Origin of the sequence: Hydrocarboniphaga sp. (genome assembly GCF_028291725.1) — a bacterium.
GTDB lineage: Bacteria > Pseudomonadota > Gammaproteobacteria > Nevskiales > Nevskiaceae > Hydrocarboniphaga.
In genome coordinates this window covers 1-23,064 of the sequence record NZ_JAQGNT010000037.1, presented here as the reverse complement: position 1 = coordinate 23,064, position 23,064 = coordinate 1, and the positions used below count along the sequence as shown (strand labels likewise).

The 23,064-nt window shown below is 64.9% G+C and carries 21 protein-coding genes; 15 read left to right on the top strand and 6 right to left on the bottom strand.

The window, feature by feature from the left end; genetic code table 11:
- Nucleotides 1–183 precede the first annotated feature (183 nt).
- From pepN to phoR, 3 genes are all read left to right on the top strand, one after another.
- Nucleotides 184–2,778 (top strand): aminopeptidase N, encoded by a 2,595-nt coding sequence (gene pepN / locus JWQ90_RS09940; RefSeq protein ID WP_299692915.1) that lies wholly within the window; start codon nucleotides 184–186, stop codon nucleotides 2,776–2,778.
- Nucleotides 2,779–2,859: 81 nt separating this feature from the next.
- Entirely contained in the window at nucleotides 2,860–3,558 is a 699-nt protein-coding gene (gene phoB / locus JWQ90_RS09935) for a phosphate regulon transcriptional regulator PhoB (protein ID WP_366919487.1), read from the top strand.
- Nucleotides 3,559–3,564: 6 nt separating this feature from the next.
- Nucleotides 3,565–5,031 (top strand): phosphate regulon sensor histidine kinase PhoR, encoded by a 1,467-nt coding sequence (gene phoR / locus JWQ90_RS09930; RefSeq protein ID WP_299692911.1) that lies wholly within the window; start codon nucleotides 3,565–3,567, stop codon nucleotides 5,029–5,031.
- A gap of 91 nt (nucleotides 5,032–5,122) precedes the next feature.
- On the opposite strand, the gene JWQ90_RS09925 is transcribed toward phoR, so the two are convergent.
- Nucleotides 5,123–5,725: a YceI family protein gene (locus JWQ90_RS09925; protein ID WP_299692908.1), complete on the bottom strand. Its 603-nt coding sequence runs from the start codon at nucleotides 5,723–5,725 to the stop codon at nucleotides 5,123–5,125.
- A 191-nt stretch (nucleotides 5,726–5,916) separates the two neighbouring features.
- Here JWQ90_RS09925 and JWQ90_RS09920 point away from each other — a divergent pair, with 191 nt between their 5' ends.
- Nucleotides 5,917–7,512: a glucan biosynthesis protein D gene (locus tag JWQ90_RS09920; protein WP_366919486.1), complete on the top strand. Its 1,596-nt coding sequence runs from the start codon at nucleotides 5,917–5,919 to the stop codon at nucleotides 7,510–7,512.
- 82 nt (nucleotides 7,513–7,594) lie between these two features.
- On the opposite strand, the gene JWQ90_RS09915 is transcribed toward JWQ90_RS09920, so the two are convergent.
- Complete coding sequence (locus JWQ90_RS09915; RefSeq protein ID WP_299692902.1) at nucleotides 7,595–8,647, bottom strand: hypothetical protein; 1,053 nt, start codon at nucleotides 8,645–8,647, stop codon at nucleotides 7,595–7,597.
- Nucleotides 8,648–8,660: 13 nt separating this feature from the next.
- The gene (locus JWQ90_RS09910) at nucleotides 8,661–8,873 is read right to left on the bottom strand and encodes a hypothetical protein (RefSeq protein WP_299692899.1); all 213 of its coding nucleotides are present in this window, start codon (nucleotides 8,871–8,873) and stop codon (nucleotides 8,661–8,663) included.
- On the opposite strand from JWQ90_RS09910, the gene JWQ90_RS09905 reads away from it, so the two are divergent.
- From JWQ90_RS09905 to JWQ90_RS09885, 5 genes are all read left to right on the top strand, one after another.
- Complete coding sequence (locus JWQ90_RS09905; RefSeq protein ID WP_299692896.1) at nucleotides 8,872–10,275, top strand: 3-oxoacyl-ACP reductase; 1,404 nt, start codon at nucleotides 8,872–8,874, stop codon at nucleotides 10,273–10,275. The genes JWQ90_RS09910 and JWQ90_RS09905 overlap by 2 nt on opposite strands.
- Nucleotides 10,276–10,434: 159 nt before the next feature.
- On the top strand, nucleotides 10,435–11,064 hold the full coding sequence (ribA, locus tag JWQ90_RS09900; RefSeq protein WP_366919485.1) for a GTP cyclohydrolase II: 630 nt from the start codon (nucleotides 10,435–10,437) through the stop codon (nucleotides 11,062–11,064).
- On the top strand, nucleotides 11,046–13,250 hold the full coding sequence (locus JWQ90_RS09895; protein ID WP_299692892.1) for an AarF/ABC1/UbiB kinase family protein: 2,205 nt from the start codon (nucleotides 11,046–11,048) through the stop codon (nucleotides 13,248–13,250). Before ribA ends, JWQ90_RS09895 begins: the two co-directional genes overlap by 19 nt.
- A complete protein-coding gene (locus JWQ90_RS09890) occupies nucleotides 13,247–14,272 on the top strand; it encodes a quinone-dependent dihydroorotate dehydrogenase (protein ID WP_299692889.1) in 1,026 nt (341 codons plus the stop codon). Before JWQ90_RS09895 ends, JWQ90_RS09890 begins: the two co-directional genes overlap by 4 nt.
- 117 nt (nucleotides 14,273–14,389) lie before the next feature.
- Complete coding sequence (locus tag JWQ90_RS09885; protein ID WP_299692885.1) at nucleotides 14,390–15,667, top strand: OmpA family protein; 1,278 nt, start codon at nucleotides 14,390–14,392, stop codon at nucleotides 15,665–15,667.
- Nucleotides 15,668–15,743: 76 nt separating this feature from the next.
- On the opposite strand, the gene JWQ90_RS09880 is transcribed toward JWQ90_RS09885, so the two are convergent.
- Entirely contained in the window at nucleotides 15,744–16,334 is a 591-nt protein-coding gene (locus tag JWQ90_RS09880; RefSeq protein WP_299692882.1) for a hypothetical protein, read from the bottom strand.
- An 81-nt stretch (nucleotides 16,335–16,415) separates the two neighbouring features.
- Here JWQ90_RS09880 and JWQ90_RS09875 point away from each other — a divergent pair, with 81 nt between their 5' ends.
- Both JWQ90_RS09875 and JWQ90_RS09870 read left to right on the top strand, forming a co-directional pair.
- Nucleotides 16,416–16,670 carry a DUF1289 domain-containing protein gene (locus JWQ90_RS09875; RefSeq protein ID WP_299692879.1) on the top strand — a complete coding sequence of 85 codons (255 nt, stop codon included), beginning with the start codon at nucleotides 16,416–16,418 and terminating at the stop codon, nucleotides 16,668–16,670.
- A complete protein-coding gene (locus tag JWQ90_RS09870; RefSeq protein ID WP_299692876.1) occupies nucleotides 16,667–17,071 on the top strand; it encodes a hypothetical protein in 405 nt (134 codons plus the stop codon). Before JWQ90_RS09875 ends, JWQ90_RS09870 begins: the two co-directional genes overlap by 4 nt.
- Nucleotides 17,072–17,148: 77 nt before the next feature.
- On the opposite strand, the gene JWQ90_RS09865 is transcribed toward JWQ90_RS09870, so the two are convergent.
- Nucleotides 17,149–17,670, bottom strand: coding sequence for a hypothetical protein (locus tag JWQ90_RS09865; RefSeq protein WP_299692873.1), 522 nt, complete (start codon nucleotides 17,668–17,670; stop codon nucleotides 17,149–17,151).
- Nucleotides 17,667–19,037, bottom strand: a complete 1,371-nt coding sequence (gene purB / locus JWQ90_RS09860; RefSeq protein WP_299692870.1) for an adenylosuccinate lyase — start codon at nucleotides 19,035–19,037, stop codon at nucleotides 17,667–17,669. The genes JWQ90_RS09865 and purB overlap by 4 nt, the downstream gene beginning before the upstream one ends.
- A gap of 108 nt (nucleotides 19,038–19,145) precedes the next feature.
- On the opposite strand from purB, the gene JWQ90_RS09855 reads away from it, so the two are divergent.
- From JWQ90_RS09855 to JWQ90_RS09840, 4 genes are all read left to right on the top strand, one after another.
- A complete protein-coding gene (locus JWQ90_RS09855; RefSeq protein ID WP_299692866.1) occupies nucleotides 19,146–20,597 on the top strand; it encodes a class II fumarate hydratase in 1,452 nt (483 codons plus the stop codon).
- Between the two features lie 288 nt (nucleotides 20,598–20,885).
- Complete coding sequence (locus tag JWQ90_RS09850; protein ID WP_299692863.1) at nucleotides 20,886–22,193, top strand: sigma 54-interacting transcriptional regulator; 1,308 nt, start codon at nucleotides 20,886–20,888, stop codon at nucleotides 22,191–22,193.
- 52 nt (nucleotides 22,194–22,245) lie between these two features.
- Nucleotides 22,246–22,590 (top strand): hypothetical protein, encoded by a 345-nt coding sequence (locus JWQ90_RS09845; RefSeq protein WP_299692860.1) that lies wholly within the window; start codon nucleotides 22,246–22,248, stop codon nucleotides 22,588–22,590.
- 23 nt (nucleotides 22,591–22,613) lie between these two features.
- The gene (locus tag JWQ90_RS09840) at nucleotides 22,614–22,877 is read left to right on the top strand and encodes a hypothetical protein (protein WP_299692857.1); all 264 of its coding nucleotides are present in this window, start codon (nucleotides 22,614–22,616) and stop codon (nucleotides 22,875–22,877) included.
- Nucleotides 22,878–23,064: the final 187 nt, after the last annotated feature.

Here is a 23,064-nt window from a genome sequence, read left to right as displayed (position 1 = left end):
TGAGTGAACAGGCCATCCGATTCACCTACGATGGATTCATCCGCGCCTGCCAGGCTCCGCCGCCACTGCTTCCAGAGCACCCAGCATCACGCCCTCGAAAACCTCGAATATGAGGGGAAACCTCAGGACCAGACCCCAAGCCCAGGCGATACAATGGGTTTTGTCCCGGTCACACCCGATCCCATGACGGCTTCCGTTGAAATCTTCCGCAAGGACTATCGCCCTCCGGCCCATGTCGTCGAGCGTATCGATCTGGCCTTCGATATCGGCGAGCGGACCACGGTCGTGGCCGAGATGCAGATGCGCTGCAGCGACACCGGCAACGCCGGATCTCCACTGGTGCTCGATGGCCGCGGTTTCGAACTGCTGGAGATCGCGATCGACGGTGTCGCACTGAGCGACGCGCAATACCGTCGCAGCGACGAGCAACTGGTCGTCGCTCAGGTGCCAGCCGCATTCGCTCTGCGCGTCGTCACCCGGCTCGATCCGGATCGCAATACCTCGCTGGAAGGCCTGTATCGCTCCGGGGCGATGCTGTGCACGCAGTGCGAGGCGCGCGGTTTCTCGCGCATCACGTATTTCCCCGATCGCCCCGACGTGCTGAGCCGTTTCCGCGTGCGCATCGAAGCCGATGCGCAGCGTTATCCGGTCCTGCTGTCCAACGGCAATCCGGTCGATGCCGGTACGCTGGATGGCGGCCGCCACTTCGCGGTCTGGGAAGATCCGTTCCGCAAGCCCTGCTATCTGTTTGCGCTGGTGGCCGGCGATCTGGGCTGCGTCGAGGATTGCTACACGACGCGCTCTGGCCGCGAAGTTACGCTGTGTTTCTATGTCGACCACGGCAGCGAAGCGCGCGTGCCTTACGCGATGGATTCGCTGAAGCGCGCGATGAAATGGGACGAGGATGTCTACGGCCTCGAGTACGACCTCGATATCTACATGGTCGTCGCCGCGCGCGAGTTCAACATGGGCGCGATGGAGAACAAGGGCCTGAACCTGTTCAATGCGCGCTACGTGCTGGCCTCGCCGCAGACCGCGACCGACGCCGACTACGAAGGCGTCGAGGCGGTGATCGCCCACGAGTATTTTCACAACTGGACTGGCAATCGCGTGACCTGCCGCGACTGGTTCCAGCTGTCGCTGAAGGAGGGCCTGACGGTCTTCCGCGACCAGAATTTCTCGCAGGACATGAACGGCGAAGCCGTGCATCGCATCCAGAGCGTGCGCCAGCTGCGTACCTTTCAGTTCACTGAAGATGCAGGGCCGATGGCGCATTCGGTGCGGCCCGAGTCCTACGTCGAGGTCAATAACTTCTACACCGCCACGGTGTACGAGAAGGGCGCCGAGATCGTGCGCATGATCCAGACGCTGCTCGGCCGCGAGGTCTTCATCCGCGGTGTGCGCCGATATCTGGAACTGCACGACGGTTCGGCCGCGACGATCGAGGATTTCCTGGCGGCGCACGAGGAAGTCTCGGGCCGCAATCTCGATGGTTTCCGGCGCTGGTACTCACAGTCCGGAACGCCGGTGGTCACGGTTTCCGACGAATACGACCCGCGCGCGCAGACCTACCGCCTGCACTTCCGCCAGAGTTACCCGAGCGTGTCGGCCGCGGCGCCAAAGCAGTCGGTGCCGATTCCGATCCGTTTCACGCTGCGCGACAGCAAGGGCGCGCGCATCGAACTCAAGCCGCAACCGCCGCTGATGCAGGGCTCCGAACTGCTGCTGCTCGAAGATCAGGAAGCGGTGCTGGTCATCGGCGACCAGAAACAGCCGCCGACGCCGTCGTTCCTGCTCGGCTTCTCGGCGCCGGTGCGCCTGCAGTACGCCTACAACCCGGAGCAGCTGGTCAATCTGCTGCTCAATGAAGACGATGGTTTCGCGCGCTGGGAGGCGGCGCAGCGCCTGCTGCTGAATGCGTTCTTCGAACTGCTGTCCGGCGCTCCGGGTGAAGATACACGGGCGCTGTTGAACGGATTCCAACTACTTGCAGCGCGCCCGGCCGAGGAGCGTGCGCTGCTGGCCGAGCTGCTGCGGATGCCGTCCGAGAGCTATCTGGCTTCGCAGCTTCAGCCACTGGATGCAGCTCGGCTCAGTTCGGCACGCGACGCGCTGCGGCTGCGCATCGCGCAGTCGCTGACCGGCCCACTGTCGGTCTGGGCCGCTTCCGCGCCGGAGGAGCCAGGCCCGAACAACGCGGCACGCCGGGCACTGGCGAACGTATCGCTGTGGTATCTGGCATCGACCGGCGTGAATCGCATCCTCGACCTCTGCCAGGCGCGCGCGAATTCGGCCAACATGACCGTGTCCTATGGAGCATTGGCGGCGATCAACGACGTCGCGAGCCCGCAGCGCGAAGCGGCGATGGACGCCTTTCTTGGGCGCTGGCGCAGCGAGCCGCTGGTGCTCGACAAGTGGTTTGCGCTGCAGGCCGGCTCGGCGATCGACAATGGAGTCGAGCGCGTGAAGAGCCTGCTGGGTCATCCGGATTTCACCCTGAATCCGAATCGCCTGCGCGCGGTGCTCGGCACGTTCTGGCGCGAGAATCTGCGTGCCTATCATCGCGCCGATGGCGCGGGCTATCGCCTGCTCGGCGAGCAGATCGCGCATCTGGACAAGAGCAACCCGCAGATCGCCGCGCGCCTGGCCGACGGCCTGCTCGGCTGGCGCGACTGCGTGGCGCCTCAGGGTGAGTTGCTGCGCGGCGTGCTGGAAGATGTTGCCGCCAAGCCCTTGTCGGCGGACGTGCGCGAGAAGATCCAGAAGGCGCTGCTGTAATGAAACGGTCATATACTCCGGACCGCTGTCAAAAATTTGTAACAACTTGTATTTAGCATCCCGCGAATTCCTCTATAGCGCATGGGCATGTCAAACAAGCTGATTTTGGTCGTTGAAGACGAGGCGCCGATCCGCGAGATGCTCAAATTCGCGCTGGAGCGGGCTGATTTTCGCGTGACAATGGCCGGCAACGCCGCCGAGGGCCGCCTGCGGATCGCCGATCAGCAGCCCGATCTGATCCTGATGGACTGGATGATGCCCGGCGTGTCCGGCGTGGATTTCGCGCGCGAGTTGAAGAACAACCCGACGACTCGCGACGTGCCGATCATCATGGTCACCGCTCGCGTCGAGGAAGAGGACAAGGTCCGCGGCCTCAATGTCGGCTGTGACGACTACGTATCCAAGCCGTTCTCGTTTCCCGAGTTGATCGCGCGTATCAACGCGGTGTTGCGTCGCTCGACGCCGGGCTTCGATGAAGAGACCCTCGCGGTCGCCGGGCTCGAGGTCAATGCGGCCAGCCAGCGTGTCACCGCCAAGGGTGAGCCGGTGCGGCTCGGCCCCACCGAGTATCGGCTGCTGCATTTCTTCGTCAGCCACCAGGACCGTGTCTACACGCGTGAGCAAGTGCTGGATCGTGTCTGGGGCCAGAGCGTCTACGTCGAGGAGCGTACCGTCGACGTGCATATCCGCCGCCTGCGCAAGGCGCTGGAGCCGCACGGCTTCGACGCGATGATTCAGACCGTGCGTGGTACCGGCTACCGATTCTCCGAGAAGGTCTGAGGCCTGATGGCGCGCGAGCAGCTGGAGACGACGCCGGTTACGGCCGAGCCCGCTGCCCCCGCTGAATTCGCCGAGCCCATCGAGCCGACGCGGTCGGCATCGGGATTGTCGAATTTCCGCCGCAGCACCAAGCGCCGCCCGTTTCGCTCGGTCGTCTGGCGTCGCGAGCTCGTCAAGCTGGCCAGTTTCGCCATTGTCGGTACCTTGCTGGGCTGGATGTTCGGGTTCGCGCTGCTGGGCTGTACGCTCGCGATCACCTTGTATCTCGGCAATCACCTGCGCTATCTGCGGCATCTGCGGCTCTGGCTGGCCGCGCCCAAACAGCATTCGTTCCCCGACACCTCGGGTATCTGGAGCGAGGTCTTCGAAGCACTGCAGGCACTTGAAATGCGCAATAGCAGGCGCAAGAAAAAACTCGCCGAAATCGTCGCCGAGTTCCAGTCGTCGACCGCGGCTCTGCCCGATGGCGCGGTGGTGCTCGGCGAGCATGGCATGATTCTGTGGTTCAACCGGGCCGCGCAGGCCTTGCTGGGTCTGCGCGCGAGCCACGACATTGGTATCCGCGTCGCCAACCTGATCCGGCATCCGAATTTCACCCACTACATTGCCAGCGAGATCTACGAAGATGAGACCGAGGTACCGTCGCCGATCAATCGTGCGGTATCGCTGTCGCTGAGGATCATCCCCTACGGCAACAACCAGCGTCTGATGATCGTGCGCGACGTCTCCGAGATCCGGCGGCTGGAGACGGCGCGCCGCGATTTCGTCTCCAACGCCTCGCATGAATTGCGTACGCCGCTGACCGTGCTGCGCGGCTATCTGGACATGCTCGATCCCGAGACGCGCGAGGGCCGGAGTCTGGCCGCCTGGCGCATGCCGATCTCGGAAATGCGCCAGCAGTCGGCGCGCATGGAATCACTGATCAACGACATGCTCAAGCTGGCACGGCTCGAATCCGATGCCTACGAGCACAAGCAGGAATTGCTCGACGCGTCGATGATCCTCGGCCGTGCGATCGACGATGGCAGGGCGATGTCGGCCGGGCAGCATCGCTTCGAGATCAACGTGCAGCCTGGCCTGATGTTGTTTGGCCGCGAGGTCGAGGCGCAGAGTATTTTCTCGAACCTGATCTCAAACGCAGTGCGCTATACGCCGCCGGGCGGCGTGATCCGGGTGTCGTGGTGGGACGATGCCGAGGGCGCGCACCTGGCGGTGGCGGACAGCGGCATCGGCATCAGTGAGGACGATATCCCGCGCCTGACCGAGCGCTTCTATCGCGTCGACGTCGGCCGCTCGCGGGCCAGCGGCGGCACCGGGCTGGGACTGTCGATCGTCAAGCACGCGCTGGAGCGCCACGAAGGCACGCTGCGCATCGACAGCGAAGTCGGAGTCGGCACCACGTTCCATTGCGATTTCCCGCCGCATCGGGCGCACCGCGAGAGCGCTACGGTTCCGATCGCGCGTTCAGGCTGAAGCGTAGTTCGGCAATCCCTTGCCGACGTGAGGCCTCGATTGCGTATCGACCGTTCACGTCGGCAAGGGATTGCCGAACTACGTCGCGGGTTCAGCGGCCGCCGCGCTTTGCCGCGTCGGCGCGCCGCGCTTCCACCGCAATCTCGATCGTGACTTCGTCGCCGACCATCGACGGCAGGTACGCGCTCATGCCGAAGTCCGAGCGCTTGATCCTGGCGTAGGCGTCGAAACCGCAGGCCCAGACGCGATACAGCGGATGGATCGCGCAGGCCAGATGCTGCACGTCGAGGCTCACCGGTTTGCTGACGCCATGCAGCGTCAGCGTGCCCTCGACGCTCGCGGTCGTCGGTGAGGGAAAGCTCACATGCGTCGACACGTAGTGCATTTCCGGGAACTTGGCAGCGTCGAAGAACTTGTCACTGAGTAGAATCTTGTCGCGGCCAGCATGGCCGCTGCTCAGTGAAGCGACGCGGATCACGGCATCGACCTTGCTCTTGTCGCTTTCCCGGTCGAGCGTGAAGCTGCCGCTGGTGTCATCGAAGCGGCCATGCAGCGTCGACAGACCGGCGTGGTTGATCGAGAACAGCGGATAGGTATGCGCGCCGTCGATGTCGTACTCGTCGGCGGCCTGCGCCGCACCGCCCATCGCAAGCGCCGCGGCGAGTAATCCGGGCATCCAGGCAAAACGGCTCATAGAGGTACCTGCGGACGGGGAGATCGGTGACGATCATAGCAATCGCCCGTGTTGCCAAGGCTCGCCGTTCAGCTGCGCGACGCCCGTGCCGGGTTTTCCTTAAACTCGCGGCCCGGTAGATATGCGTCTCCGGGGGTGCCCCCGGTGTTCCCGGCCATCACGAAATCATCACCATTACCTGAATTGGAACCATGCAGAGACGAGACTTCTTGAGCGCGGCGGCTGCCTTGTCGGCGGCCGGCCTGTCCGCACCCGCCGCGTTCCTGAGCATCACCGCGGACGCTGCCGATCTGAAGCGGCTCGGTAATGCCGAGGCTTTCAGCTACGCCGCGCTGAAGGGCCAGGCCCGCGGGCTGGCGGCGCAGCCCTACAAGTCGCATACCGGCGAACTGCCCAAGGAGGTCGCAGCGCTGGACTGGGATCAGTACCAGGCGCTGCAGTTCCGCAACGATCACGCGCTGTGGGGCGAAGACGAGCTGCGCTTCAAGGCCAAGTTCTTTCACCTGGGCCTGTTCTTCAAGAGCCCGGTGAAAATGTACGAGATCGAAAACGGCCAGGCCAGCGCGATCGCCTACGACCCGGCGATGTTCGACTACGGCAAGAGCGGCGTGAACGGCAAAAAGCTGCCGAAGGATCTGGGTTTCGCCGGCTTCCGCCTGAACTTCCATACCGACGACACGCGCGACGTCGCCGCGTTTCTCGGTGCCAGCTACTTCCGCGCGGTCGGCGGCGAATGGCAGTACGGCCTTTCGGCGCGCGGCCTGGCGATCGACTGCGGCAATTCGACACCGGAGGAATTCCCGAACTTCACGTCGTACTGGCTGGAGCGGCCGGCGAAGGACTCCAACACGCTGACGATCTACGCGCTGCTGGATTCGCCTAGCACCGCCGGCGCGTACCGCTTCCTGCTGACGCCGGGCGGCACCCTGGTCATGGACATCGACGCCGCGCTGTATCCGCGCAAGCCGATCGAGCGTCTCGGCATCGCGCCCTGCACCAGCATGTATCAGACTGGCGAGAACGATCACCGCATGGCCAACGACTGGCGCCCGGAGATCCACGATTCGGACGGCCTGTGCATGAACACCGGCAGCGGCGAGTGGATCTGGCGGCCGCTGAACAACCCGCGCAATCTGCGCTTCAACGCCTACCAGGACGAGAGTCCGCGCGGTTTCGGCCTGCTGCAGCGGGATCGCGATTTCGATCATTACCAGGACGACGGCGTGTTCTACGATCGCCGGCCGAGTCTGTGGGTCGAGCCCAAGGCGGGCTGGGGCAAGGGCTCGGTGCAGCTGGTCGAGATCCCCACGGCCGACGAGACTTTCGACAACATCGTCGCGTTCTGGAATCCGGCCAAGAAGCCGCAGCCGGGTGATGAGCTGCTGTTCGGTTATCGCCTGTACTGGGGCGCGAAGATGCCGAGCAGTCCGCCGAATGCGATCTGCGTTGCCACGCGCACCGGTCTTGGCGGCGTGGTCGGCCGTCCGCGCGCTTATTTCTCGTGGCGCTTCGCGATCGACTTCGCCGGCGGCGACCTGCCGCTGATTTCCGGCAAGGCCAAGGTCGAGGCGATGGTCAGCGTGTCGCGCGGCAAGGTCGAGATCACCTCGGCGCGGCCGCTGGATTCGATCCGCGGCTATCGCGCGATGTTCGACCTGGTGCCGCCGGACGACGGCGTCGCGCCGATCGACATCCGCGTGTATCTGACGGCCAACGGCCAGCCGATGACCGAGACCTGGCTGTACCAGTACACGCCGCCGCCAAAAGAAGAACGCAAGCTGGTGTAGGTCGGCAATCCTTTGCCGACGTGTACGCTCGATACGCAATCGCGGTCGCACGTCGGCAAGGGATTGCCGACCTACACCAGCGTCAGCGGACGTATACCGGCCCGCGCAACTCGTGTCCGACCTTGAGACCGCTCTCATTGCTTAGAGCCGAGCTCACGACCACGGTATAGCGGCCGGCCTTGAGGTCCTTGAACAGCAGCATCCGGCGATTGCTGTTGAGTTCCCAGTTGCCTTTGGCCGGCTTGCCATTGTCGGCCAGCAACTGCACCGACGACGCGAAATCCGCGTTCTCGGCCAAGGTCGAGTCGAACAGCAGGCCGACGCTGCGTTCGCTGGCCGCCTGGCCGGCATAAAGCAAGTTGAGCTGCCCGGGCGCCGAGCGCTCCGGCCACCACTGCGTCAGCAAGTCGGCACGCGGCGCGGACTTGGCGACCGCGGCTGCCTTCGGCAAGGCGGCGGGTTTCGGTTTTTCTGCCGCAGCGGGCACTTCGGCGGGGAGCGCGGGTTCCGGTGCCGGACTGGGTTCGGCGCGGGCGGTCGCCACTTCGTCGGGCGTGCTGGCCGGTGCGACCTTGGGCTTCAGTACCCGATCCGGGGTCGGCCTCGGCAAGGGTGCCGCTGCTACATCTGGCGCCGTCTGGGCTGGCATCGTCTGCGGCGCGGTCTCCAGAGCCTGTGGGGCCGCAGCCGCCGACGGTTCAGCCGCGGGCGCCGGCTCCGCCGCCGGGGCGCTCGGCGAACTGTCGTCCGGCGGCATCGGGAAGTTGGACGCGCCCTCGATCTCGACCGCATCTTGCTTCGGCGCGTCGCTGGAGGTGGGACCGTCGGCGGCCGGCTTCGCCGGCGCCTTGTTGTCGGGCGGCACAGCGATATCGGGGACGTTCGGAGCGGCCGCTGGCGCGCTGCTCGGCGCCGCCGGCGCCGTGGTGTCAGCTGCTGCGATCTGGGTTGCCGGTGCGGCGGCGGCCGGGACCGGAGCGCTGGCGACATCACCGGCGAACACTTCGTCGACCTTGGCGCCGGCCGGAAGATTCTCTTCGTGCTGCTTGAAAGGCTTGACCAGATTCAGCGCGACGTAAGTGACGATCGCGATACCGGCCGCGATGCCGGCAATCGTCCCGACCTTGTTGCTCATTGCAGACTCCGCATCAGTTCTTATCGTGTTTTTTTGCGATCTTCTGGCCACTATTGGCCAGCAGCGCTGGACGCGTCAATCGCCGTTCGGACGAGGCACTGCATTTGCTCGAGCGCGGGCGTTCGTCTGGCGCCGCCGCCAGTGCGGCTCGCGGAAACGGGCTGCGATAATGGCGATCTTCCTTTTGTCCTTTTCGTTTTTTCCAATAATTTACCGGAGCTGTCATGAGCGATCGCCTGCTGGACTTTACCCAAACGCCGATGGGCAAGCAGATCGCCGGCCTGCTCGGCGTGCCGACGCCGCCGAAGCTGCGCCGCGCCAAGTCCGGCTATGCGGCCCAGCCGCTGGAGGGCAGGTCGGTGGTACTCGGCAGTGCGACCGATGGCGAACTGTCGCCAGCACTGGCGTCGGCGTTGCACGAAATGGGCGCGACGATCCTCGTCAGCACCGAGTTGCCCGGCCTGGCGCCTGTGAAGAAAGCCGCGGCTGCCGCCAAGGTCCCGCTGAAGACCGAAGCCCAGGGCGAGGGCGCCTATGCCTATGTGTTCGACGCCTCTGGCATGGAAGGCACCGCCGGCCTGCGCCAGCTGTACGATTTCCTGCAGCCGCGCCTGTCCAGGCTTGCCCCGAACGGACGCGTGCTGATCCTGAGCCGCGCTGCCGAGAACACCGCATCGGTTGCTGCCTACACCGCGTCGACCGCGCTGCGCGGCTTCATCAAGAGCCTCGGCAAGGAGATCGGCAAGAAAGGAGCGACCGCCAACCTGATTGAAGTCGGCGCGGGCGCCGAGCCGACCATCGCCGGTGCGCTGCGCTTTTTGCTGACCGAGCACTCGGCCTTCGTCGACGCACAGTTCCTGGCGCTGTCCAAGCCGGCCAAGGGCGCGGAGCTGGACCGCTTCGTGTCGCCGCTGGCCGGCAAGGTCGCGATCGTCACCGGTGCCGCCCGCGGCATCGGCGCGGCTATCGCCGAAACCCTGGCCCGTGAGGGTGCCAGCGTGGTCGGTATCGATCGCCCCGCCGAGGAGGGCGCACTCGGCCTGACCATGAGCCGCATCGGCGGCCGCGGTCTGGCGTTGGATGTGACCGCCGCCGATGCCGGTGAGCGCCTGGCCAAGGAGATCGGCGGGCTCGACATCGTCATCCACAACGCCGGCGTCACCCGCGACAAGATGCTGCGCAATATGCCGGCGCACTGGTGGGACCAGGTGCTGGAGATCAACCTCGGCGCGATCCTGCGGATCAACGACAGCCTGTTCACCAACGGCCTGAACCCGGGCGCGCGCATCGTCTGCATCTCGTCGATCGGCGGCATCTCCGGCAATGCCGGCCAGACCAACTACGGCGCGACCAAGGCCGGCATCATCGGCTACGTCGAGAAGCTCGCCGGGCAAATGGCCAAGTCCGGCGGCGCGATCAACGCCATCGCGCCGGGCTACATCGAAACCCAGATGACCGCCGCGATGCCGGCGATTCCGCGCGAAGTGGGCCGCCGTCTGGCCTCGCTGAACCAGGGCGGCCTGCCGATTGACATTGCCGAAGCGGTCACCTTCATGGCCAGCCCCTTGGCGGCCGGCGTGAATGGGCGCACGCTACGCGTCTGTGGACAGAATTACATGGGTGCTTGATGGGGCCGGTCGAGGCTGTGCGGCCGGGTTTCCGGAAACGGTAAAATCGGCAGCGCCCCTGCGCGCCGGGCGCGCCGCCCTTGCGGCGCTGCCCGTCGTCGCCATAGTCAAGGCTATGGCTCACCTTCGCGTCCTGCCTTGACGCATCCGACACCGCCCATGCTGACCTCCTCACTACCGTTGCCGCCCACCAGGCGAACCCCGTTGGAAAAGATCGCCGAGTCGAAACTTCCGACGCCGTTCGCCGAGTTCCGCGTCACGGTGTTCAGAACACCCGACAAAAAAGAGCATGTCGTGATCGCGCTCGGCGACCTCGGCGCCGGCGAGCCGCCGCTGGTGCGCGTGCATTCCGAGTGCCTGACCGGTGACGCCCTGTTCTCGCTACGCTGTGACTGCGGCTTCCAGCTGCACGCGGCCATGGCGAGCATCGCCGAAGCCGGCCGGGGCGTGGTGCTGTATCTGCGCCAGGAGGGCCGGGGTATCGGCCTGGGAAACAAGATCCGCGCCTATTCCCTGCAGGATCAGGGCCGCGACACGGTCGAGGCCAATCACCAGCTGGGCTTTCCGGCCGACGCGCGCGAATACGGCCTGGCGGTGGATCTGCTGCGCCATCTCGGCCTGCAGAAAATCCGGCTGATGACCAACAACCCGCTCAAGCTCGACGCGCTGGTCGCGGAAGGCATCGAGGTGACCGAGCGTGTGCCGGTACAATCCGGGCTCAATCCGCACAACGAAGCTTATCTGCGGACCAAAGCCGAAAAAATGGGGCATTGGCTGACGCTGCCGTGACCGCTGCGCCGCCTCCGTCCGGCGGCGCCCTGCCGCCGGCAAAACGCGGCGGACTGCTGCGTGATCTCGGCGCGCTGACGATTTCGACTTACCGGCTGACCCAGAGCTTGAGCCCGCTGCTGAAACAGCTGGGTTCCAGCGACGATGTCACGCGCGAAGACCTCGCCTCATCGATCGACGTGATCTTCGACGCGCTGTACCGGCATCCGCTGCTGCGCTCCAGCGAGCGCGTCACCGCCTACCTGCGCTCGCGGCGCTTGATCCCGAACGAGCAGTCCACCGAGGAGCTGATCCGCTTCGTCGTCGAGCAGGCGGTCGCGCGCAGCCCGGTGCAGGTGCCCGAGGCGATCGTCCAGGAGTTCTGGCGTTTCTTCGACGAGCTGTTTTCCAGTCCCGAGTTGAAGGGCCTGGGTGAGATGTCGTTGGACATGGTGCGGCTGGTGGTCCGCACCTACGAGCCGCTGCTGGTCGAAGTCGTCAACGTGTTGAAGGCCGGGCGGCGTTACAACGAATGGCAGGTGCGCGAGCTGATGCTGCGTGCGGCGACGATCCGCGGCGACGTGGTCATCGTGCGTCGCCAGATCCGCGCGCTGCGCTACATCAAGCCGTTCTTCCAGACCGACGCCAAGGACTTCAAGGCGCAGGCGCAGATCATCGCCAGCATGGTGCTCGAGTTCGGGCCATTCTTCGTCAAGATGGCGCAGGTCGCCGCGGCGAACGCGGATTTTCTGCCGGAAGAAATCGCGAAAGAACTGGCGGTGTTTCACGAAGACGTGCCGCCGATGAGCGAGGCCGAAGTCGAGGCCGCGTTCGTCGAGTGCTATGGCCGGCTACCGCATGAGCTGTATATGGATTTCGACACCTCGCGGCCGGTGAAGTCGGGCTCGATCGGCAGCGTCTACGTCGCCAAGAAGCCGTTCCTGGAGAATGGTCCGGAAGGGGGGCGCGAAGTGCTGCGGCCGGTGGTGATCAAGGTCGGCCGTCAGAACATCGATCGTGAATTCGCGATCGGCAAGCTGGTGCTGGGCCTGGCGATCATGTCCAGCCAGTACTGGGCGCCGCATTCCAAGCTGACGCCGTTCCTGCGCGCGATGCAGGAGCAGGTCGACGAGTTCGTCGCCGGCTTCATGGAGGAACTCGACTTCGGGAAGGAAGCGCAGAACCACGCGCGTTTCTACGAGCGCAGCCTGCGCAGCGGCCTGTGGAGGGTGCCGCAGCTCTACGGCCATACCCACCGCATCATCGAGATGGAGTATCTGTCCGATGCGACCAGCCTGACGCGCGCGTTGCGGCGGATGAACCGGCGTGATCGCCGCCGCTTCCAGGCCCGGCTCGCCGAGCGCCTGCTGTACGCGGTGCTGTATCACGGCCTGGTCTACGGCGAGATCCACGGCGACCTGCACCCAGGCAACGTCATGGTCGGCTCGGATGGCACGCTGCACCTGATCGACTGGGGCAATGTCGTCAAGCTCGACGGCAAATGGGCCGCGGTCTGGGACTACCTGGCGGCCGCGGTGCTCGCCGACACCGGCCTGCTGACCGATACGCTGATCGAGATGTCGACGCATCCGGAGGAGAATCGCCTGCGGCGGATCGAGATCAAGGCCTCGCTGGACGAGACGCTGGAGCGCAAGCAGGTGACGCCGCTGACGCGCCGCAACTTCATCATGGAGTTGCAGCGCGGCGGCCTCGACGGCCTGTATCGCCGCGGCCAGACCGTGCTGCAGTTGATGACCAACACCCAGCAGGCAGGCCTGGTACTGCGCCGCGATTATCTGCACCTGTCGCGTGCGCTGTTCGCTGCTGCCGGCAGCTTCGGCAGTCTCTACGAGAACGATTCGAGGAAATTGCTGCTGCGTGATGTCGCTATGTCGCTGGCGCGGATGCCGCTGCGCGCGACCCAGGAATGGCTGATCTACGAAACCCGCGGCATTGCACAGACACTGACCGAAAGCCTGCCAATGCCCAAGTTCCTGCGTGCGCGCCTGATGCCGCCGCTGCGCGCGGTGCCGCCCGAGCCGGTGCCGATGCGCGCGCCGCGGCACCAGGCGGCGGCGAAGCCCGCCGATGCGCCGGTGCTCGAGCCCGTGTTGCGCAAGCCGCGCGCGCCCAAAAAACCAGCGAAGACGGCGCCGCCGCCGCCGAACAAGCAGCGAGCCAAGCAGCGAGACGATCGACCTTCATGAGCGGCCTCTATTCACTGGCGCGCAGCGCGCTGTTCAAACTCGACGCCGAGCGCGCGCACGAAGTCACGCTCGATCTTTTCAAACACTTTCCGACGCTGTCCACCGCGCCGTTCGCGGCGGCGGCCGTCGACGACACTGTGGAATTGCTCGGGTTGCGCTTCCGCAATCGCGTCGGTCTGGCCGCCGGGCTGGACAAGAACGGCGCCTGCCTGCGTGCCTGGGATCGGCTCGGCTTCGGCTTCGTCGAGATCGGTACGATCACACCGCGTCCGCAGCCCGGTAATCCGCGGCCGCGCATGTTCCGCCTGACCGAGCAGCGCGCGCTGATCAACCGGCTCGGCTTCAACAATCTCGGTGTCGATGCGCTGCTGCGGAATGTTGCCGCCGCGGGTTTCTCGGGCGTGCTCGGCATCAACATCGGCAAGAACGCCGACACGCCGATCGAGAACGCCGTCGACGACTACCGGCTGTGTCTGCAGAAAGTCTATTCCGCCGCGCACTACGTGACGGTCAATATTTCGTCGCCGAATACCCGGAATCTGCGCGACCTTCAGGACGAATCGCGTTTGCGCGCGCTGCTGACGGAACTGGTGACGGCGGCGGCCGCACTGGCGCAGCAACACGGCAAGCGCGTGCCGCTGCTGGTCAAGATCGCACCCGATGTCAGCGAGGAACAGCTCGACGGCATCGTCGCCGCCGCGCACGAGTCCGGTATCGACGGACTGATCGCGACCAACACCACGATCGAGCGCGCGGCCGTGCAGGGCAGCCCTCATGCCGGCGAAGCAGGCGGCCTGTCCGGTGCGCCGCTGCTGATGAAATCGACCGATACGCTGCGACGTCTTCGCGCGAAGCTCGACAAGGACTTCGTGCTGGTCGGCGTCGGCGGCGTGATGTCGGCTGCCGACGCGAAGCTCAAGCGCGAGGCCGGCGCCGATCTGGTGCAGATCTACAGCGGCTTGATCTTCGAGGGGCCGCGGTTGATCGCTGACGCTGCACGCGCGCTAAGGAACCTAAGCTGACGGCTCATCCGCATTGCATCGCGCGATGGGCTGACAGTAGAGTGGGCAAGCGTTTTGCTGCGCAATAAAACAACAGTAGAAGGCCGCGATTCGGTGGCCGCTAAAGGGATCGTCAGAATGAAGAAGCGAGTGTTGGGGTTGCTGTTGGCGTGCGCCTGGATGCCGGTGGCGATGGCGATGGCAGACGAGTCACCCGCGACGCCGTCTTCCATTTCGGTCGGCGGACTGTACGAATTCCCCGACAACGCGCGTGACTCTGACAATGGCTACGGCGGCCACATCAGCTTCAATCTGCCACTGCAGAGCCGCCCGGGTGAGGGCCTGGAGTTCGACTTCTACGGCCTGAAGCGCGACGCCGACGCTGGCGGTACGGACTCGCAGCTCGGCCTGTTCGCCAGCTACACCAAGGGTTTCGGTCTCTATGGCTGGGACGAGGACGACGGCGTCGAACGCTATCTGCCGAGCTTCTCGCCTTACGGCCTGCTCGGCGTCGGCGTGATCCGCGACGACGTCGGCAACAGCGATCACTACGTCCCCGCGCTGGATGCCGGCCTGGGCCTCGCATTCCCGCTCGGCTGGCGCGGCCTGGCGCTGCGCACCGAGGCGCGCGTGATCGGGCAGTTCAATGACAAATCGGTTCCGGACCAGAATTTCCTGCTCGACGTGCAACTGCGCGTCGGCCTGACGTTCCCGCTCGGCGCGCCGGCGCCAGCGGAGGAGGGTGTGTCCGATACCGCGCTGACCAAGGAATGCGGACTCGCGGTGGTCGATCCGGTCACCGGGCGCTCGGACTGCACGGTCGACTCCGATCGCGACGGCGTTACCGACAATGCCGATCTATGCCCCGGCACACCGGCCGGCACACCGGTGGATCTGAACGGCTGCGCGGCGACCGCGAGCTTCGACTCCGACGGCGATGGCGTGCCCGACGAAGCCGACAGCTGCCCGGGCAGCCTCGCCAGTTCCGCCGTGGACATGAGCGGTTGCGCGACCGGCCTTGCCCCGGTTGCCGGCGAACCGGCGCCGCCGCCGGGAACCAAGACCATCGTGCTCAGCAACGTGCGCTTCGCCAAGAACTCGGCGGAGCTGACCCCGCAGGCGAAGTCGCTGCTCGACCAGGCCGCGGTCGGCCTGAGCGGCGACTCCGAGATTGTCGTCGAGGTGGCGGGACATACCGACAGCGAGGGCAAGGCCAACTACAACCTGATGCTGTCGCTGCTGCGCGCCGAGAACGTGCGCCAGTATCTGGTCGGCAAGGGCATCAGCCGCTATCGCCTGTTCGTCGAGGGCTATGGCGAAGCCAAGCCGGTGGGCTCCAACGAGACCGAGGCCGGCCGCGCGCAAAACCGCCGCGTCGATCTGGACAAGCTCGACGTCAAGGTGATCGAGAAGTAGGTCGGCAATCCCGTTGCCGACGTGCGGCCCTGGTTGCGCATCGGGCTTTACACGTCGGCAAGGGATTGCCGACGGATTATTTGAGGTAGCGGCCCGGCAAGCGGGCCTGGCGCGCATCGACGTCGCTGAAGCTTTCGCGGGCGATGACCAGATGGGCGCGGAAGCTGTCGTCGGTCGCGGTGTAGATCGTGCTGCCGAGACGCACCGTGCCGGCCTGGCCGTTGAAGTCCGGCAGGTACAGGTAGTACTGATCGTCGACGTAGTCCTCGGCGAGCCAGGTCTGGCGATTGGCCCTGGATACGAAGTACAGATAGCTGCCGGTGTCGAAGCTCACCGCCATCCAGTTCGGACCGCTGGCCAGAACGACGCCCGGGGTGCCGCCGTCGATGATCACCTGGTCCACATCGCGCGAGCTGCTGCTGACCAGGCGCCCGTCGCGGATGCCGGTCTGGCCGGCCGAGGCGCTGCGCACCAGCCGGATCGTGTCGGACACGTAGTACTGCAGCATCCGCTTCTGTTCGCTGCCGAGCTTGTACTCGGAGGACAGGCCGTCGGTGAAGGCGACCCTGTCGGCATAGCCGGTGCTCGCGCAGCTGGCCAGCAGCAGGCCGAGGCAGGGCATGAGCGCGGTCTTCAGCAGGCTGCCGGTGTAGCGTGGCGATCGCATAGGCTGTTTTGACGGTCGTTATGGTCGATTTGGGGACAGTGTAGCGATAGGACGCGCCCTTGCCGCGTGGTTAAATACACCATGGCTACCGACACCAAGACCGCTCCGGCCCGGAGCCAGCTGCAAATCGCCGATCGCAGCCTGCCGCCGGCATCGCCCTGCGTCAGCATCTGTGAGCTCGACGCGGCGGCGAAGGTCTGCATCGGCTGCGGCCGCTCGCTCGACGAGATCGCCGAGTGGTCCGCTGCCAGCGCCGGCCGCCGCTGGCAGATCCGCGATGCCGCCCTGACGCGGCTGTCGGTCATCGAATCGTCTACCTCATCGGAGCCGCAATGAGTCGTTTCCTGAGCAGTGTCGGGCTGGTGGGATACGTGATTCTGGCCGCGGCGGCCATGCTGTGGTGGGCGCCGCATTTCTTCGCCTCGAACCTGCACATCTGGCCGGAGCTGAACTACCGCTACGTGGCCGCAACCGGCATCCCGTTCTCGCTGCTGCTGATGACGGTGGCTGCGCGCCAGTCGCTGATGCCGCGTTTCTCGCTGGCGCTGGTGCTGCAGGCGGTGCTGGCCGGGCTGGCCCTGATGCTCGGCCTGATGTCGTTCCAGTTTCTGCCGCAGGCGGTTTTCTTCTGCGCGGTGCATCTGGGTATCTGTGCTCTAGCGCTGGCCTGGAACCTCACCCGCTATCGCCGCGAGCTGCAGGCCTGGAACAAGCGCGAAGCCGCGTTGCGCGCCTGATGTAGGTCGGCAATCCTTTGCCGACGTGTGCCCTCGGATGCGCAATCGCTGCCACACGTCGGCAAGGGATTGCCGACCTACAGGCGAAGGTCGGTGAATTCTCTTGCTGGTTCGGCGCGTTGCCAGCGCTGCTCGAAATCGCGCAGCTGCTCGCGCGCCAGCCCCGGCGCGTCCGCGTAGTAGTGCGCCTCCAGATCGCCCGGGTCGGGCGTCAGTAACAGGCTGCGTTGATCGACGATGACGAAATCGCAGGCCGCGTTCGCAGCATCGAAAGCCGGCTGACGAAATTCGATCCGGCTGGACAGCACGCGCGACAGCTCGACCATCCGATGCGCGCCGCGCATCGCCGCGCGCGGATCGCTGACCAGGCCGCGCAGGCGGCCGCGACGGTGTTCCAGCAGGAATTTGCGCAGAGCGTCGATCAGGGTCTGATCGCCATAAATCCGGCGGTCCAGATCGTGGCTGCAGATGACCACTTCCTGGCGGGCGCAGCGTGCCATCGCGATCACGCGCTCGGCGAACTCCACATGCCCGAGCACAGACTCAGGTGTCGGTGTCGGGGCGTGAACGGGAGGGCCGGGTTCGCCGCCGGAGCTCATGTGCGCAGCTTGGCCTGTTCGGCGGCGTTGCCGACGTAGTGCGCCGGTGTCATCGACAGCAGACGCAGTTTGTCGGCCTCGGGGATTTCCAGTTGCTGCACGAACGCGCGCAGTGCATCGCGGCCGACGCGCTGGCCGCGGGTGAGGCGTTTGAGCTGCTCGTAGGGCTCGGGCAGGCCGTAGCGGCGCATTACCGTCTGGATCGCCTCGCCCAGCACTTCCCAGTTGTCGTCCAGATCGCGGCCGAGCTTCCAGGAATCGGCCTCGAGTTTCTTCATGCCTTTTTCGATCGCCTGGTAGGCGATCAGCGAATGCGCGGCGCCGACGCCGAGGTTGCGCAGCACGGTCGAGTCGGTGAGGTCGCGCTGCCAGCGCGAGATCGGCAGCTTCTCGGCGAGGTGCTGCAGAATCGCGTTGGCGATGCCGAGATTGCCTTCGCCGTTTTCGAAGTCGATCGGGTTGACCTTGTGCGGCATCGTCGAGCTGCCGACTTCGCCTTCGACGGTCTTTTGGCGGAAGTAGCCCAGCGAGATATAGCCCCAGAGATCACGGCAGAAGTCGAGCAGGACCGTGTTGAGGCGCGTCATCGCGTGGAAGTATTCGGCGATGTAGTCGTGCGGCTCGATCTGCGTGGTCGCCGGTGACAGCTCCAGGCCGAGCCGGCCGACAAAGCCGGCCGCGAGCGCCGGCCAGTCGACGTCCGGATACGCGGCCAGGTGGGCGCTGTAATTGCCGACCGCGCCATTGGCCTTGCCCAGCAGCGATACCGCGGCGAACTGGTCGCGCTGGCGCTTCAGGCGATGCGCGAACACCGCCAGCTCCTTGCCAAGCGTGGTCGGTGAAGCCGGCTGGCCGTGGGTGCGGGCGAGCATCGGTTGCTCGGCCAGGCGCACGGCATTGGCGGAGATCAGCTTGATCAGATCGTCGATCGCCGGCAGCAGCACGTCCTGGCGCGCGTCGCGCAGCATCATGCCGTGGGCGAGGTTGTTCATGTCCTCGGAGGTGCAGGCGAAGTGGATGAATTCCTTCATCGCCGCCAGTTCCGGGTGGTTGCCGATCTTCTCCTTCAGAAAATACTCGACCGCCTTGACGTCGTGATTGGTGGTCTGCTCGATCACCTTGATGCGCTGTGCCTCGGCGATGTCGAAACCGTTGAGGATCTTCTCGAGACGCTCATTGGCGCCTGCCGACAGCGCCGGAACCTCCGGGATGCCCTCATGCGCCGCCAAGGCCTGCAGCCAGCGAACCTCGGCGATGACGCGGTAGCGCATCAAGCCGTACTCGCTGAAGATGGGGCGCAGGCGGACGGTTTTTTCGGCGTAGCGGCCGTCGACCGGCGAGATCGCGGACAGGGAGGTCAGATTCATTGCGAGCGTAGGATCGGAGCAGGAACCTATTCTAGCCGAGGCGGTCAGCCTCCAGGCCTCAGCGACACCATGTCGCGGCTCTGTCGCGGCGCTCACCCAGGAGTAGTCATGGCCAGGAAGAACGGTCCGGCGGCGGACAAAGCGTCTGCACCCCAGCCTGAGTTTCGCAGCGAACACGACAGCATGGGCGAGCTGCAGGTGCCTGCCGCGGCGCTGTGGGGCGCGCAGACCCAGCGCGCCGTCGACAATTTCCCGATCTCCGGCCTGCGCATGCCGCGCGGCTTCATTCGCGCGCTGGGTCTGATCAAGGCCACCGCGGCCGAAGTCAACCAGGCCTTGAAGCTGCTCGACGCGCCGCGCGCCACGCTGATCCGCGATACCGCGCTGGCTGTGGCAGCAGGCCGATACGACGAGCATTTTCCGATCGACGTGTTCCAGACCGGCTCCGGCACCTCGAGCAACATGAATGCGAACGAGGTGATTGCGCGGCTGGCGAGCCAGGCCGGCGACATCGCGGTGCATCCCAACGACCACGTCAACATGGGGCAAAGCTCCAACGACGTGATCCCGACCGCGATCCATATCGCCGCGAGCCTGGCGCTGCACGAGCAGCTGCTGCCGGCGCTGGCGCATCTGGCGTTGTGCATCGAGCGCAAAGGCAAGAGCCTGAAGCGCATCACCAAGACCGGCCGCACGCATCTGATGGACGCGATGCCGCTGCGTTTCGACCAGGAGCTTTCGGGCTGGGCACAGCAGCTGCGCAACGGCATCGCGCGCATCGAATCGGCGCTGCCGCGGCTGCAGGCGCTGGCGCAGGGCGGCACCGCGGTCGGCACCGGCATCAATGCCGATGTGCGCTTCGGCGCGCGTTTCGCCAAGGCCCTGGCCAAGCGCACGCGCGTGGCGTTCACCACGTCGCCGAACTACTTCGAGAGCCTGTCCAGCCAGGACGCGGCGGTGGAAATGTCCGGCCAGCTGAAGACCGTTGCGGTGTCGCTGACCAAGATCGCCAACGACCTACGCTGGATGAACTCCGGCCCGCTGGGCGGCTTGGGCGAGATCGAGCTGCCGGCGCTGCAGCCGGGTTCGTCGATCATGCCGGGCAAGGTCAACCCGGTGATTGCCGAAGCAACCGCGATGGTCTGCGCCAAGGTGATCGGCAACGACGCGACGATCACGATCGCCGGAGCCTCCGGCAATTTTCAGCTCAACGTGATGCTGCCGCTGATCGCGCATGATCTGCTGCAGTCCATTGAGCTGCTGGCAAACGTGTCGCGGCTGCTGGCTGACAAGGCGATTGCCGGCTTCACCGTGCGCCGCGACCATGTCGAGGCGACGCTGGCGCAGAACCCGATCCTGATCACCGCCGCCAACCGCGTGATCGGCTATGAGGCGGGCGCCGCCATCGCCAAGCAGGCCTACAAGGAAAAACGTCCGGTACTGGATGTCGCCCGCGAGCGCACCGGCCTGGACGAGGCGACCCTGAGACGCCTGCTGGACCCGGCGACGCTGACCGAGGGCGGCATTCCCGACCCCGGCAATGCCGGCGGCGGTGGTTGAGATCACTCTAGCAGCCTGTCGGGCTTGGCAAGATCTACTGCGGCTTCGGCCCGCTGCGCCCAAGCTGCGGGCGCCCTCGTTAAATATCACTCGTATTCTCCTCGGTCGCCCGCAGCATGGACACAGTGGGCCAAACCCTCGCTACGATCTCCCAGGCCCGACAGCCTGCTAGCGCTTGCCGCTGATCGGAGCCAGCCCCTGCTTCATCGGTGTCGCCCTTCAGGCGAGTGCGGGCTCGGATAGCCTTCAAAGCACGTCATTTCGCGTACATCAGTTGAGGGGTGAGTCATGCTCGGGCTAGGGAAAAATGTCAGGCGCGTCGCCGAACCGGCCGCCAGAACCCAGGGAACCTATCTGCACGTGGTGACCCCGTCGGTGCCGTCCGCCGACGCCGACGTGCGCGCGCTGATCGACCAGCAGCTACCGGACGGAGCGGGCTGCGAAATCGTCACCGGCAGCGGCGCCAGCCGTTTTGATTCGCCCTTCGTGCTGAGCCTGTTCGTCGACCCGGCCCAGCTCGACGCGCTGGCCGACGCGGTGCTCGCCAGGCGCCAGGCCGGCAAGCCGACGACGCTGATTGTCGCGATCAATTCCACGCAGCTGGCCGCGCTCGGCCGCTGGCTCGATATCCGCGCCAATGCCGGCAAACTGGTCGGCACAAGGCTGATCCTCGCCGCCAGCGTTGAATCCGCGATCCGCCAGTTGCCGGACCGTTTGACCCAGGTGGTCGAGGACAACGTGATCCGCATGCCGGTCTCGCCCGAGATCGAGAACACGCCGTACAAGAACTTCTACGTCTTCAGCCCGCAGCTGCACAAGCTGGCGCAGCGCATCCGCGGCTTTGCCGGCAACGGCATCGATCGCGCGTATCTGCTTGGCGGCCCGGGTTCGGGCAAGACCTCGTTCGCGTTCTACTACTGGTTGATGCGCAACAAGGGCCGCTTCGTATCGGTGAACCTGTCGGCCGAAGCCACCGGCGACAAGGCCGCGATCAAGTCGCTGCTGTGCGGCCACGTGTCGGGTGCGTTTCCGGGTGCCGGCGCGCGCACCGGCTCGTTCCTGCATGCACGCGACGGCGTCTGCTTCATTGACGAGTCCCACGGCGTCACCGGCCCGGTCATGGAAGTGCTGATGGAGGCGCTCGACAACGGCCAGTACCTGCCGTTCGGCGCCTCGGCCAAGCAGCCGATCCAGTGCGCGATCCTGTTCGCCAGCAACCGCAGCTGGGAGCATCTGCAGAACGCAGTGAACCTCGACGAATTCACCCGCATGGGCGCCGCGATTCTTGAGGTGCCCGAACTCAACAAGCGCGAAGAAGACATGATCGCGGTCGCCGCGACCACGCTGGCGAAGATGGGCAGCAAGTGCCAGTCCTGGGCGGCACCGATCGGCGTTTCTGAAGCCGCCTGGCGCGCGATCAAGGAATGCCGCTGGCACGGCAACGTGCGCGCGCTGGTGCGCGTGCTGGAAGCGGCGTTCGTCGACACCGCCTCGTCCTCCGGCAACCAGCTGATCCAGGCCGAAGAGATCGAAAGCGGCATTGCGCTGTGGGAGCCGAAGACGCATCACAGCCACAAGATTTACGCGGCGGCCTAGCGACGAATTCGCGCGTTAGGCACAAGTTGGGCGCTCTCAACAGGGAGAATTGATGATGTTTAGAAAAGTATTAAAAGTATTGTTGGCGTTGGCGCTCTGCGTGACATGCATCACTGCTGCGGCGGGAATGCAGGACGACCGAATGGCATTCATCCAAAAGCTCGTGAGTAAGGGTGTGTTCCAGAAAGTGGAAGTGCCGGGTACAGTGCCCCACTTGTGGGTAAGGCCAGCCTTCTACGCGCTCGACTTCGACACCAAGTCACAGTTCGTTAACGTCGTGTACGCATATTACGTGACGGAAAATCCAAAATATGATCTTGTTGTTCTATACGACAGCAAAACAGGGAAAAAGATTGGAACATATTCCAAAGCTTATGGCGGCCTGAAGCTCGAATAGTGAAAGTGATTGGAGGCTAAAACATGAAAGCGGAGATGGTATCTGTTCAACACGACGGCACACTAATAGCCAAGGATATTCCGGCGCGCCTCGAAACTGTCAGAGTGCCTGGAGACATTCGCGCTTGGCGTGGCCATCTTGATCTTACGCCAAAGCAAATGACTATCTTCTTCAAAAGCCCTGGGCCATACGTAATGATCTTTTCCGATAAGAGGTCAGGCGAGTTTCACATTAGCCAAGTCACGGATGGAGCAGCAACCTTTGAAGGCTCAGGTGAAATTAAGTGATCAAAGAGAAAAGGGAAAATAGGAAAGGGAAAATAGGAAGGGAAAATAGGGGTCGGACTGGAATGTCACTTACTTAAGCGCAAGCCATTGATCATATGAAAGAAGCTGGCGACCGGGCAAACTGTTGGTCCGACCCGAACAGCGGCCATTTTTTGGCCGCCAGCCCCTCATGCACAGTACGCACAGA

Excerpts from the sequence above, each read along its gene's own strand:
- pepN (WP_299692915.1), top strand. The coding sequence starts at position 184 with ATGACGGCTTCCGTTGAAATCTTCCGCAAGGACTATCGCCCTCCGGCC.
- phoB (WP_366919487.1), top strand. The coding sequence starts at position 2,860 with ATGGGCATGTCAAACAAGCTGATTTTGGTCGTTGAAGACGAGGCGCCG.
- phoR (WP_299692911.1), top strand. The coding sequence starts at position 3,565 with ATGGCGCGCGAGCAGCTGGAGACGACGCCGGTTACGGCCGAGCCCGCT.
- JWQ90_RS09925 (WP_299692908.1), bottom strand. The coding sequence starts at position 5,725 with ATGAGCCGTTTTGCCTGGATGCCCGGATTACTCGCCGCGGCGCTTGCG.
- JWQ90_RS09920 (WP_366919486.1), top strand. The coding sequence starts at position 5,917 with ATGCAGAGACGAGACTTCTTGAGCGCGGCGGCTGCCTTGTCGGCGGCC.
- JWQ90_RS09915 (WP_299692902.1), bottom strand. The coding sequence starts at position 8,647 with ATGAGCAACAAGGTCGGGACGATTGCCGGCATCGCGGCCGGTATCGCG.
- JWQ90_RS09905 (WP_299692896.1), top strand. The coding sequence starts at position 8,872 with ATGAGCGATCGCCTGCTGGACTTTACCCAAACGCCGATGGGCAAGCAG.
- JWQ90_RS09910 (WP_299692899.1), bottom strand. The coding sequence starts at position 8,873 with ATGACAGCTCCGGTAAATTATTGGAAAAAACGAAAAGGACAAAAGGAA.
- ribA (WP_366919485.1), top strand. The coding sequence starts at position 10,435 with ATGCTGACCTCCTCACTACCGTTGCCGCCCACCAGGCGAACCCCGTTG.
- JWQ90_RS09890 (WP_299692889.1), top strand. The coding sequence starts at position 13,247 with ATGAGCGGCCTCTATTCACTGGCGCGCAGCGCGCTGTTCAAACTCGAC.
- JWQ90_RS09885 (WP_299692885.1), top strand. The coding sequence starts at position 14,390 with ATGAAGAAGCGAGTGTTGGGGTTGCTGTTGGCGTGCGCCTGGATGCCG.
- JWQ90_RS09880 (WP_299692882.1), bottom strand. The coding sequence starts at position 16,334 with ATGCGATCGCCACGCTACACCGGCAGCCTGCTGAAGACCGCGCTCATG.
- JWQ90_RS09875 (WP_299692879.1), top strand. The coding sequence starts at position 16,416 with ATGGCTACCGACACCAAGACCGCTCCGGCCCGGAGCCAGCTGCAAATC.
- JWQ90_RS09870 (WP_299692876.1), top strand. The coding sequence starts at position 16,667 with ATGAGTCGTTTCCTGAGCAGTGTCGGGCTGGTGGGATACGTGATTCTG.
- JWQ90_RS09865 (WP_299692873.1), bottom strand. The coding sequence starts at position 17,670 with ATGAGCTCCGGCGGCGAACCCGGCCCTCCCGTTCACGCCCCGACACCG.
- purB (WP_299692870.1), bottom strand. The coding sequence starts at position 19,037 with ATGAATCTGACCTCCCTGTCCGCGATCTCGCCGGTCGACGGCCGCTAC.
- JWQ90_RS09855 (WP_299692866.1), top strand. The coding sequence starts at position 19,146 with ATGGCCAGGAAGAACGGTCCGGCGGCGGACAAAGCGTCTGCACCCCAG.
- JWQ90_RS09850 (WP_299692863.1), top strand. The coding sequence starts at position 20,886 with ATGCTCGGGCTAGGGAAAAATGTCAGGCGCGTCGCCGAACCGGCCGCC.
- JWQ90_RS09845 (WP_299692860.1), top strand. The coding sequence starts at position 22,246 with ATGATGTTTAGAAAAGTATTAAAAGTATTGTTGGCGTTGGCGCTCTGC.
- JWQ90_RS09840 (WP_299692857.1), top strand. The coding sequence starts at position 22,614 with ATGAAAGCGGAGATGGTATCTGTTCAACACGACGGCACACTAATAGCC.